Source organism: Saccharopolyspora sp. 7B (genome assembly GCF_020177435.1).
In the GTDB taxonomy this organism is placed as follows: Bacteria; Actinomycetota; Actinomycetes; order Mycobacteriales; family Pseudonocardiaceae; genus Saccharopolyspora_C; species Saccharopolyspora_C gregorii.
In genome coordinates this window covers 1-12,780 of the sequence record NZ_JAIUKC010000033.1, presented here as the reverse complement: position 1 = coordinate 12,780, position 12,780 = coordinate 1, and the positions used below count along the sequence as shown (strand labels likewise).

Genomic DNA, 12,780 nt, shown 5'->3' with positions numbered 1-12,780 from the left:
CGCTGTCCTCGCGAGGGGGCCGCTGAGAACCCGCGGGTGGTCCTGCTGCGTGCGTGGTCGGCGGCTCAGCGGCTTCGCCGCTGACGAGCAACGGACACGACCCGCGGCGCAAGTTGAAGACGAGCAGTGTGGTTCCGCCACCCGAGTGCTACGCAAACCGAGTTGAAGGCCCGGCACCGGGTGGCGGAACCCGTTTTCAGACCCAGAACTCCTGGTGTGCGAAGTGGTGTCCGGGCACCGGGATCGGGGTTCCGGTTCCCGTCCGCCGCCAGTCGACGGGGATTCCGCGGACGTGCAGCCAGGCCAGCACCCGTTCCAGCGCTTCGGGCCCGCCGTGCTCCGGCAGTGCGATGACGTCGGCGTTCCCGGCGAGCTCTCCGCCGGTGCCGAGCACGACCGCCGAGCAGGTGCCGGACCGGGTCCGCTCCCGGACGGCCCCGGCGCAGTCACCGGTCGTGGTGACCGCGTCCGGTCCGAGCCCGGCGGCCGCGGCGACGTCCGCCGCCACCGACCCCGCCTCGACGGCGGCGACCACGTGGTTCGGACGGACGCCCCAGTCGGCGAGTTCCGCGGCCAGCTCCACCTGGGCCTTGCCGGGCAGAGCGACCGGCAGCACCAGCACGACGTCCCGCGCGGTGCGGTCGCCCACCGGCACGTCGGCGGAGTCCGCGCCCGCGGCGAGCGCCCGCAACGCGCGCACCCCGTCCGGGGTGCTGCGGGGCAGGATCGCCGCCCGCCACGGGAATCCGCGTCGCGGCGTGATCGAGACGGCGACGTCGGCGGTCAGCGGATCGCCCGCGTCCTCGATCGCCCCGGCCAGCGCGCCCGCCTGCGCGCGCAGGCCCCGCTCGGTGCGCGCGTGCAGCAGCCACGGCGTGGTGCCCGCGGGTGCCGTCGACGCGGGCACGTCCTGCTCCTCGGCCTGCTCGACGATGACGTGGGCGAGGGTGCCGCTGATGCCGAACGCGGAGACCGCGGCGCGGCGCGGCCTGCCGACCTCCGGCCACGGCCGCGATTCGCGCAGCAGCGCCACTCCCCCGCCGTCCCACGCCACGTCGGTGGAGGCCCGCTCCACGTGCAGCGTCTTCGGCAGCACGCCCTCCCGGATCGCCCAGATCATCTTGATCAGGCTCGCCGCCCCGGCGGCGGCCTGGGTGTGGCCGAGGTTGGACTTCACCGAACCGAGCCACAGCGGGTGCTCCGCCGCGCGGCCCCGGCCGTAGACGGCCTGCAGGGCGTGCGCTTCGATCGTGTCGCCCAGCGGAGTCCCGGTGCCGTGCGCGTCGATCGCGTCCACGTCGGCGGGGGTGAGCCCGCCGCGGCCCAGCGCCTCCTCGATGACGCGCTGCTGGGCGCGCCCGTTCGGCGCGGTGAGCCCGTTCGACGCCCCGTCCTGGCTGACCGCGCTGCCCCGCAGCACCGCGAGCACCCGGCGGCCGTTGCGGCGCGCGTCGGACAGCCGCTCCAGGACCAGCACCCCGACGCCCTCGCCCCAGCCGATGCCGTCGGCGTCGGCGGAGAACGCCTTGCAGGTCCCGTCGGCGGCGACGCCGTGCTTGCTGAACTCCAGGAACATCGACGGCGAGGCCATCGACGTCACCCCGGCGGCCAGCGCCAGCGAGCACTCCCCGCCGCGCAGCGCGTTGCTCGCCAGGTGCACCGCCACCAGCGACGAGGAGCACGCCGTGTCCACGGTGACCGCGGGCCCTTCCAGGCCGAACGCGTAGGCCACCCGCCCGGAGGTGACGCTCCTGGTCACGCTGGTCAGGTAGTTCTCGTCGTGGTTCAGGCCCGCCGCGTCGATGCGCGCGGTGTAGTCGTTGTACATCACCCCGACGTAGGCGCCGGTCGAGCTGCGCCGCAGCGAGGTCGGGTCGACTCCGGCGTGCTCGAACGCGTGCCAGGACGCCTCCAGCACGAGCCGCTGCTGCGGGTCCATCATGCGGGCCTCGTCGGGCTCGATGCCGAAGAACTCCGGGTCGAAGCCCTTGATGTCGATGAACCCGCCGCGTTCGGTGTTCGACTTGCCGGGGCGCCCGGGCACCGGGTCGTACAGGTCCGCCGGCCAGCCGCGGTCGGTGGGGAAGTCGCCCACGGCGCACCGCTCCCCGGCCACCAGGTCCCACAGCTGCTCCGGGGTGCCCACGTCACCGGGGTAGCGGCAGGCGACGCCGATCACGGCGATCGGCTCCTCGGCGGGTCGCGCCCGTTCGGCGCGCAGCCGTTCGTTCTCCAGCAACGCGGCCCGGAGGGCTTCGACGAGCTGCTCGGTCATCAGCGATCACCTTGTTTCAGCGCCATGGCGACGAGTTGGTCGGCGGTCATCTCCGCGATGGCCGACACCGGTTCCGGTTCCGCCGGTGCGGGCGCGGGGGCCGGTTCCGGGGCGAGCCGGTCGAGCACGTGCTCGGCCACGGAGGTGATGTCGGGGTGGTCGAACAGCAGCGTCGGCGGCAGCGACGTGCCGGTGGCGGTGGCCAGCTCGTTGCGCAGCTCCACCGCGGACAGCGAGTCGAAGCCCATGTCGAAGAACGCGGTGCCCACGTCCACCTGGGAGCCCGAATCGTGCCCGAGGATGCGCGCGACGTGCGTGCGGACCACGTCCACGACCGCGGCCAGCCGGGCCTGCCCGGGCAGCCCGCGCACCCGCTCCGCGAACGACGCGGCCGATCCGTCCGCGGCACCGGCGGGGGCGATGCCGCGCATCAGCGCGGGGAGCCCACCGCTGCCCGCGAGCCTGCGCAACTGCGCCCGCTCCACCGGCACCGGCAGCAGCACCGGCAGGTCCGCGGAGATCCCGGCGCTGAACGCGGTCACCGCCTCGGCGGTGGTGATCGGCCGGAACCCGGAGCGGTGCAACCGGGCGATGTCGGCGTCGCCGACCTGCCCCCGCATCCCGTCCTCGGTGGCCCACATGCCCCACGCGAGCGCGGTGCCCGCGAGCCCGCCCGCGCGGCGCTGCGCGGTCACCGCCTCCAGGAAGGCGTTGGCGGCGGCGTAGTTGCCCTGCCCGGCGGAGCCGACGGCGGCGGCCGCGGAGGAGAAGGTCGCGAACATCCGCAGGTCGGCACCCGCGGTCAGCTCGTGCAGGTGCACCAGCGCGTCCACCTTGGGCGCGACGACCCGGTCGATCTGCTCGGCGGTCATCCCTCCGACGGTGGCGTCGGCCAGCACCCCGGCGAGGTGCACGACGCCGATCAGCGGCTGCGCCGGGTCGATCGAGCCGAGCAGGTCCGCGACCTGCTCGCGCCGGGTCACGTCGCAGGACGCGAGGTCGACCCGCTGGGCGCCGAGCTCCAGCAGCCGGGCCCGCAGCTCCTCGGCCCCGGCGGCGCGCGGACCGCGGCGGCTGGCCAGCACCAGGTGCGTCGCCCCGCAGGCCGCCACCAGGTGCGCGGCGATCTCCGCGGCGAGTCCGCCGGTGCCGCCGGTGAGCAGCACGGTGCCGCCGTCCAGCCGGACGTCGCCGCCACCCCCGGCGGTGCGGGCGAGGCGGGCGGCGTGGAAGCGGCCGTCGCGGACAGCCAGCTGCGGTTCGCCGTCGGGCAGTTCCGCGAGCACGTCCGCGAGCCCGTCGTGCTCCTCGACGTCGACCAGCACGAACCGGTCGGGGTGCTCCGACTGGGCGCTGCGGACCAGCCCGGCCGCGGCGGCGTGCGCGGCGTCGCCGACGGTTCCGCCGCCGACGTCCGCCGCTCCCCGGGTCACCACCACCAGGCGGGAGGCCGCGGCGCCGGGCGTGGCCAGCCAGGCCCGCACCAGTTCCAGCGCGGAGCCGATCGCGGCGCGGGTCGCCGCGGCGAGCCCGTCGTCGCCGATCCGGGCCGCGCCGAACTCCGGCAGCGCGACGGCCACCAGTTCCGGCAGCACGCCGTCCGCGCCGAGCGCGGCGAACGCGGCCGCCGGATCTCCGTCGACCTCGACCACGGCGGGCCGGCCGGACGCGGGCCAGGAAGCGGGTTCGACGGCCACCCACTCCTGGGCGAACAGCACGTCGCGCAGGTTCACCCCGGGGTCGGTCTGCAACGAGCGGAAGGTCAGCGCGTCCACCGCCAGCACCAGCCGCCCGGAGAGGTCCTCGACCACGAGCGTCGCGGTGTCCGGCCGCACCTTGGTCAGGCGCACCCGCACTTCGCCGGCGGGCGGGCCGTCCGCTGCGGTGACGCCGCTCCACGCGAACGGGACCCGCACGTCGTCGCCGTCGTCGAGCACGCCCATCGCGTGCAGGCAGGCGTCCAGCAGCGCCGGGTGCAGCACCAGTTCGCCCGCGTCCCGGGCCACGTCGGCGGGCAGCGCCACCTCGGCGGTGACCTCGTCGCCGGTGCGCCAGGCGGCGCGCACGCCGCGGAAGGCGGGCCCGTACTCGTACTCGCGCTCGGTGAAGCCCTCGTACATGGCCGCGACGTCCACGGCTTCCGCGCCGGGTGGCGGCCACTGCACGGACGGGACCTCGACCGGTTCGGCGTCGGGGCCGAGCTCACCGGAGGCGTGCAGCGTCCACTCCGATCCGCCCGCCGCCGCGGAGTGGATCTTCAACGGCCGCCGCCGACCCGCGCCGGGCGCCCCCACCGAGACCTGGATGCGGCGGTACCCGTCGTCGGGCAGCAGCAGCGGGCTGTGGTGGGTCAGCTCGACCAGGCGCGGGCAGCCGAGCTCGCGACCGGCGCGCAGCGCCAGCTCCACGTGCCCGGTGCCGGGGAAGATCGTGTCGCCGCGCAGCACGTGATCGGCCAGCCACGCCTCGGCGGCCACCGACACGCGGCCGTTCACGACCGCCCCGGACCCGTCGGCGAGGTCGATCGGCTCGTCCAGGAAGGGGTGCCCGGTGCTCGGCTCGCCCGCGTCCAGCTCCAGCCAGTACCGCTGCCGCTGGAACGCGTAGGTCGGCAGTTCGTCGAGGAATTCGCCGGTCGGGAACACCGCCGTCCAGTCCACCGGCGCGCCGTCCACGTGCCGCTGGGCGAGGTCTTCGAGCGGCCCGGACGCGGTGGTGGCGGGCGCGTCGCGGCCCTGCCCGGACCACACGCCGTTCCCGGTGCACCCGCGCGCCAGCAGCTCCAGGCCCTCCCGCAGCTGCTCGACCGAAGAGCCGACGACGACGCCGCGCCAGCGGAACGCGGTGCGCCGGGCGAGGGTGTGCGCCACGTCCGCGACCCGGTGCGCGTCCAGCTCGGGGTGCTCCAGCAGGTGCCGCGCCTGGTCCTGCAGGGCGGCGGCGGTCTGCCCGGACAGCACCCAGGCGACGGGACGACCGGCGGGGGCCGGGCGGGGCCGCTGCGGTGCGGGCGGCTCCTGCAGGATCGCGTGCCCGAGGGTGCCGCCGATGCCGAACCCGGAGATCGCGGCGCGGCGCGGACCGTCGGTCGCGGGCCAGGACCGCTGCTCGGCGAGCAGCGACAGCCCGCTGCTGGGCCAGTCGATCAGCGGCGTCGGTTCGTCCGCGTGCAGCGTCTTCGGCAGCACCCCGTGGCGGAACGACTCCACCAGCTTGATCACCCCCGCGACGCCGGCGGCGGTCTGCGGGTGCCCGATGTTCGACTTGATGGAGCCGACGAACAGCGGCCGGTCCGGCGCCCGGTCGCGGCCGTAGGTCTCGACCAGCGCCTGCGCCTCGATCGGGTCGCCGAGCTTGGTGCCGGTGCCGTGCGCCTCGACGACGTCGACGTCCCGGCCGGAGATCCCCGCGGTGCGCAGCGCGGTGCGGATGGTGCGCTGCTGCGCGAGCCCGTTGGGGGCGGTGAGCCCGTTGGAGGCGCCGTCGGCGCCGACCGCGGTGCCCAGCACCACCGCGTGGACCTTGTGCCCGTTGCGCTGCGCGTCGGAGAGCCGTTCCAGCAGCAGCACGCCCGCGCCCTCGCCCCAACCGGTGCCGTCCGCGTCCGCGGAGAACGACTTGCACCGGCCGTCGGGGGACAGCGCGCGCAGCCGGGAGAACTCGACGAACGGCTGCGGCGTCGGCATCACCGTGGCGCCCCCGGCGAGGGCGTACCCGCACTGCCCGCCGCGCAGCGCCTCCACCCCGAGGTGCAGCGACACCAGCGAGGACGAGCACGCGGTGTCGATGCCGATCGACGGGCCCTCGAAGCCGAAGAAGTACGACAGCCGCCCGGTCGCGATGCTGCTGGCCGTGCCGCTCTGCAGGTAGCCCTCGTGGTCGCGGACCGCGCGCGGCCGGTCCACCCAGCGCGGCGTGTAGTCCTGATAGGTGATGCCGACGAAGACGCCGGTGTCGCTGCCGCGCAACGAGATCGGGTCGATGCCGGCGCGTTCGAAGGCCTCCCACGAGGTCTCCAGCAGCAGCCGCTGCTGCGCGTCGGTGACCAGCGCCTCCCGCGGCGCGATGCCGAAGAAGTCGGAGTCGAACATCGCCGGGTCGCGCAGGAACCCGCCGCGGGTGCAGTAGGTCTTGCCGGGCCGGTCCGGGTCCGGCGAGTGCAGGCCGGTCGGCCAGCCGCGGTCGGTGGGGAACTCGGAGACCACGTCGCGGCCTTCGGCGACCAGGTCCCACAGCTCGCCGGGGGTGGTGACCCCGCCGGGGAAGCGGCAGCCCATGCCGACGATCGCGATCGGTTCCGGCCCGTCGTCGGCGGGCCGCGGCTCGACGACCTCGGTGCGGGCGACCGGTTCGGCCCGCTGCCGGACGGCCGGGTCGAGCCGGCCCAGCTGCTCGGCCAGCGCGCGCGGCGTCGGGTGGTCGTAGGCCGCGGCGGCGGGCAGCTCCAGCCCGGTGGCGGCGACCAGCCGGTTCCGCAGCTCCAGCAGCCCGACGGAGCCGAGCCCGGTCTCGGCGAACGTCAGCCCCGGTTCCACCTGGTCCCGCTCGCTGGTGCCCAGGCACGCGGCGGTCTGCTCCAGCACCAGCTCCAGCAGCCGGGCGCGCCGCTGCTCGCCGGTGAGGCCGTCGATGGCGGGAACGCTCGGCGCGGACGGGAACTCGGCGACACCGGTGCTCCGGCCCGAGGAGGTGAGCCAGAAGTGCTTGCGCTGGAAGGCGTACGTCGGCAGCTGCGGCAGCGCGGTGCCGCCGCCCGGGCCCGCGACGACGTCCCAGTCGACCGGCTGCCCGGCCACGTGCAGCTGCGCCACGCCGTGCAGCAGCGCGGTGGTCTCGTCCCGGCCCTGGCGCAGGGTCGCGGCCACGACCGCGGCCGGGTCCAGCTCGGCCAGGCACGCGCGGGCCTGCACGGTGAGCGCCGCGCCCGGCCCGACCTCGACGAAGGTGCGGGCACCGAACTCGCGCGCGGTGCGCACCCCGTCGGCGAACCGCACCGCACCGAGCACGTGCTCCAGCCAGTAGTCCGGTGCGGACATGCGTTCGTCGGCGAGCTCCCCGGTGACGTTGGAGACCACCGGCAGGTTCGGCCGCCGGAACGTCGCGGTGCGCAGGACGGCGCCGAACTCGTCGAGCATGCCCGCCATCAGCGGCGTGTGGAACGGGTGGCTGACCCGCAGCGGCCAGACCTGGCGCCCCTGCGCGGAAAAACGCCCGGCCACGGACTCGACGAGCTCGCGGCGGCCGGACACGACGGTGCTGCGCGGCGCGTTCACGGCGGCCACGGCGATCCCGTCCGGGTGCTCGGCGAGCACCGCGCGGACCTCGTCCTCGGTGGCCTCCAGCGCGGTCATCGTCCCGTCGACGTCCACGGCCTCCATCAGCCGGGCGCGGGCGGCGACGACGCGGACCGCGTCCGGCAGGTCGAGGATCCCGGCGACGTGCGCGGCGACGAGTTCGCCCAGCGAGTGCCCGAGCACCACGTCCGGGCGCAGGCCCCAGGACTCCAGCAGCCGGAACAGCGCCACCTCGATCGCGAACAGCGCGGGCTGCGCCCAGCCGGTGCGGGTGAGGGCGCGTTCGTCGTCGGCGATGACGGCGCGCAGATCACCACCGGTCTCGGCGTCGAACAGCGCGCACACCTCGTCGAAGGCGGCCGCGAACACCGGGTGCTCGGCGTGCAGCAGCCGTCCCATCCCGACGCGCTGGCTGCCCTGCCCGGAGAACAGCACCGCGGTGCGGCCGTCCAGGGCGCGACCGGACCACGCGCCGGGCGCGGGCCGCTGCTCGGCGAGCGCGGTGAGCCCGGTGACGAGCTCCGCCGCCGAGCCGCCGACGGCGACCGCGCGCCACGGGAACGACGAGCGCCGGGCCATCGCCCGGGACCACTGCCGCAGCGCCGGGCGGTCCGCGGCGGCGAGGTGCGCGGCGAACCGGCGCGCCTGCTCGGCCAGCGCGGGCGCGGTCTTCGCCGACAGCGGCAGCGCCACCACCCCGTCGTCGTCCGGTTCGGGCCCGGCCTCGACCGGCGGCGCCTCCTCGATGATCACGTGCGCGTTGGTGCCGCTGATGCCGAACGCGGACAGCCCGGCCCGGCGCGGGCTGGTGCCCCGCGGCCACGGGGTGCGCTCGGTGAGCAGCGCGATCCGGTCCGCGTCCCAGTCCACGTGCGGCGAGGGCGCGTCGACGTGCAACGTGCGGGGCAACACCTCGTGTTGCAACGCCAGCACCATCTTGATCAGCCCGGTGACGCCGGCCGCGGTCTGGGTGTGCCCGACGTTCGACTTCACCGAACCGAGCCGCAGCGGGCGTTCCGGGGCGCGGTCGGCGCCGTAGGTCGCCAGCAGCGCCCGCGCCTCCACCGGATCGCCGAGCCGCGTTCCCGTGCCGTGCGCCTCCACCGCGTCCACTTCGGACGCGGACAGGCCCGCCCCGGCCAGCGCGGAGCGGATCACCTCCTGCTGGGCCAGCCCGTTCGGCGCGGTCAGCCCGTTCGAGGTGCCGTCCGAGTTCACCGCGCTGCCGCGCACCAGCGCGAGCACCGGGTGCCCGTTGCGCCGCGCGTCCGAGAGCCGCTCCAGCAGCAGCACCCCGGCGCCCTCGCCCCAGCCGGTGCCGTCCGCGTCCGCCGCGAACGCCTTGCACCGGCCGTCCGGGGCGAGCCCGCGCTGCCGCGCGAAGGTCACCAGCATCCCCGGCGTGGCGAGCACCGCCGCACCACCGGCCATCGCCATCGAGCACTCGCCCCGCCGCAGCGACTGCACCGCCAGGTGCAGCGCGACCAGCGACGCCGAGCACGCCGTGTCCACGGTCAGCGCCGGGCCGTGGAAGCCGAACTGGTAGGCCACCCGCCCGGAGAGCACGCTCGGCGTGGTGCCGGTGAGCACGAACCCGTCCAGCGCACCCGCCGACTCGTCCAGCGCCGGCCCGTACGGCTGCGCGGTCGCGCCGAGGTAGACGCCGGTCCGGCTGCCCCGCAAGGATTCCGGGACGATCCCGGCCCGTTCCACGGCCTCCCAGCAGACCTCCAGCAGCAGCCGCTGCTGCGGGTCCATGGCCTGCGCCTCGTACTCGGAGATGCCGAAGAACTCGGCGTCGAACAGGGCCGCGTCGTGCAGGAACCCGCCCGCCGACGCGTAGGTCCGGCCGCCGCGGTCCGGGTCCGGGTCGTAGAGGTCCTCGGTCCAGCCGCGATCGGTCGGGAAGGACGACACCACGTCCCGCTCCGCCAGCAACGCCTCCCAGAACTGCTCGGGCGAGGCGATGCCGCCGGGCAGCCGGCAGCCCATCCCGACGATGGCGATCGGCTCGTCGTCGGCGTCCGTGCGGTCCGCGGTGCGCGCGCCGGTCACCGCCGGGACGCCGTCGCGCAGCCCCGCCACGTGGTCCACCAGGGCGGCTGGGGTGCTGTGGTCGAACAGCGCCGCCACCGGCAGGTCGAGGCCCGCGTCCCGGTTGAGCAGCGCGCAGAACTCGACGGCGGCCGCCGAGTCGAAGCCCTGCTCGAAGAAGCTGGTGGTCGCGTCGACCTCCTCCGGGGTGGCCTTGCCGAGCACTCCGGCGGCGTGCGCGCGGACCAGCTCGGCGAGGTCGGCGGCCCCGGCCGGGCCCGGTTCGGCCTCGGCGTGCCCCTCCGGAAGCGGGCCGCCGTCCAGCCAGAACCGCGCGCACCGCAGCGCGTGCCCGGACGGTGCGGGCGGCTCGGCGAGCGGGGCGAGGTCGACGCCGCGCACGTGCAGCTGCGCCGCGGCAGCGGCCAGCGAGTCGGCGACGGGCCGCCGCTTGCGCAGCAGCGGCACCGCCGCCACGTCGTCGTGCGCGGGCACGCAGTCGGCGAGCATCGAGCTCAGCACCGCGTCCGGCCCGATCTCCACGAAGGTGCGCACGCCCTGCCCGTGCAGCCAGCCGATGCCGTCGGCGAACCGCACCGGCTCGCGCAGGCTGCGCACCCAGTAGCCGGGGGTGGCGACCGCGTCGTCGGCGGCACCGGCGACGGCGGAGACCACGGGCACGCGCGGGGCGGTGAAGGTCAGGTCGCTGATGTCGTCGGCCAGCTCGGCCAGGATCGGGTCGACCCGGTTCGAGTGCACCGCGACGTCCACGTCGAGCCACTTGACGCCGCGGCCCAGCTCCTCGAACCGCGCGGCCACCTCCAGCACCGGGTCGGCGGCTCCGGAGATCACCGTGGCGCGGGGGCCGTTCACGACGGCGATGGAGACCTCGTCGGCGAGCTCGCCCAGCTCGGCGGCGACCTCCGCCGCCCCCGCCTGCAGCGACACCATCGCGCCGCCGCCCTGCAGGGTGCGCATCAGCCGGGCCCGGGCCACCAGCAGCCGGGCGGCGTCGTCCAGGTCGAGCACGCCCGCGACGTGCGCCGCTGCCGGTTCCCCCGCCGAGTGGCCGAGCACGTGCGCCGGTTCGAGGCCGCGCTCGCGCAGCACCGCGCACAGGCCGACCTGCACGGTGAACAGCGCGATCTGCGCCCAGTCGATCCGGCGGAGCAGCTCCGCCTCGTCCGAGCCGCCTTCGAGGACGGCGCGCAGCGACCGGCCCAGCGCGGGCGCCACCACCGCGTCCACCTGGTCCACGACCGCCGCGAACTCGGGGTGCGCGGCGATGAGCGGGGCGGCCATGCCCGCCCACTCCACGCCGATCCCGGTGAACAGGAAGGCGACCGGCGAGGGACGCACGACGCCGGTGCTCAGACCGGGGAACGGCCGGCCCTCGCCGAGCGCCGCCAGCCCGCGCACGGCCTCCGCGCGCGTGGCGGCGACCAGCGCGGCGCGGGCGGGACCCGCCGGGGCGGACGCGAGGGCCGCGGCGACGTCGTGCGGCTCCAGCTCCGGGTCCCGCAGGCACGCGCCGATGCGCGCGGCCCGGTCGCGGACGGAGTCCAGGTCGGCACCGGTGAACAGCAGCGGAGTCGCGAATGTCTGGTCCAACGTCGGTCGTTCCCCTGTCGAATAGGAGGAGGGATGTCTCTGGGTGCACCGGCCGGGCGCGTTCGCGCCCCACGACCGGGATGGCGAATCCCGGTCGTGGCAGCACGAGACCACGCGCTCTCAGCCCGCGGTGTTCGACGACCGCTGGCGCGATTTCAGGAGTCGAGCACAGGATCGGGCGGTGACGTGCCGCGCCGAACCGCGCGACGACACGATGCGGGAACGGCGATCGGACCGGTCGGAGAGCTCAACCCGCACGTCTCCCCCTCCGGCCGAAGATCGCTGGTCGGGGCCCGGTCGAACGGTTTCCGACATCGCGGCGGGCGGAACTCCGACGATACGAGTACATTCTGATCGAGAAGCGGAAAACCATTCGAGGAATCGATCGCCGACGACTCCCGGTCCGCGATCCGGGACGAATTCGGGTTTCGGCCCCGTCCCGATGCGGGCACCGCAGCCGAAATGGCGGATGATTGCGCGGAGAACGATGCGCCCCACCGCCCGGACCACTTCCGCCGGGGCGCGCCCGGCAGCGGCACCGCACGCCCGCGGGCGTGCGGCACCCGGCCCCGGACCGCTCCGGCGCCCCGACGGCACCCGAGCGCCCGCCGCGCCGCGGCCTTCATCAGCGGCCCGGCGCGGCCGGACCGGGAGCCCGGCGGACCGACGGGGCCGACCTCGCCCGGAGAAAGCCCCGACAGCTTTCCCACCAGCGTGAACGATCCACGACGACGAACTCCGGCAATCCCGTCCGACGAACGCCACCGCGCGCTCGTCCCGCCCACGCGGCGTCCGCACGAGCCGCACCACCCACCGGCGGCGCCCGGAACACCGCCGTGCGGGCTCGGCGAGCCCCTCTCACACATGTCACAACCCTCCGCCGCCGAGAACGGCTGGCACACCGCGAGCGGACGCACCCGAATCGACCCGCAGCAGCGCGGATGCACGGGTCCGCAGGTCCGACCAGGCGCCGCCCGTTCAGGCGCTGGACGAACTGCGAACACCAACTAATCATTCGATCGGCCTACCCCATTTGTCAAGCACGAAATTATCGTCCGAGTTGTTGCGCACCGGCCGTCACGACCCCACCGAAGCAACCTCCATCCGGGTAATCACCCACCATTTCACATGTGATGATCAGCACCTCATCCGGAGATGTGAGCGAGCCCAGCGGAGAGGCGGCCAGTGCACCATTCGGACCAAAGCGATCAGAACTCGCAGTAACGCAGAATCTGATTCTCTGAGCCGTTCCCGAACCGGGGCTGATCCGAACGGAGCAATGGCGTTGATCTCGGAGCAGTGGAATGCAGGAATCGCAACTGTGAGCACGCGCCGAGACCACCAGAACTGTGCCCCGCGCCCGGCCCCGGAAAGCACGGGAGGGATGGGGCCGAGGTCCGGCCCCCACCCACCCCCCCCTAATGGGCGTATTATGGCGGGCCCCCCCAGCCCCCCCCCCCCCCGCCCCACTCCCGCGGGGGCCCGCCCGGCCGCGCCCCCCCCCGCCGGGGGGGGGGGGGCCCCCGGCCCCGGACCGCTCCGGCGCCCCGACGGCACCCGAGCGCC

The 12,780-nt window shown here is 75.5% G+C and carries 2 protein-coding genes; both read right to left on the bottom strand.

What is annotated here, in order from left to right; all coding sequences use genetic code 11:
* Window positions 1-196 precede the first annotated feature (196 nt).
* Window positions 197-2,275: a type I polyketide synthase gene (locus LCD33_RS06895; RefSeq protein WP_374108068.1), complete on the bottom strand. Its 2,079-nt coding sequence runs from the start codon at window positions 2,273-2,275 to the stop codon at window positions 197-199.
* The gene (locus tag LCD33_RS06890; RefSeq protein ID WP_224977632.1) at window positions 2,275-11,214 is read right to left on the bottom strand and encodes a type I polyketide synthase; all 8,940 of its coding nucleotides are present in this window, start codon (window positions 11,212-11,214) and stop codon (window positions 2,275-2,277) included. Before LCD33_RS06890 ends, LCD33_RS06895 begins: the two co-directional genes overlap by 1 nt.
* Window positions 11,215-12,780: the final 1,566 nt, after the last annotated feature.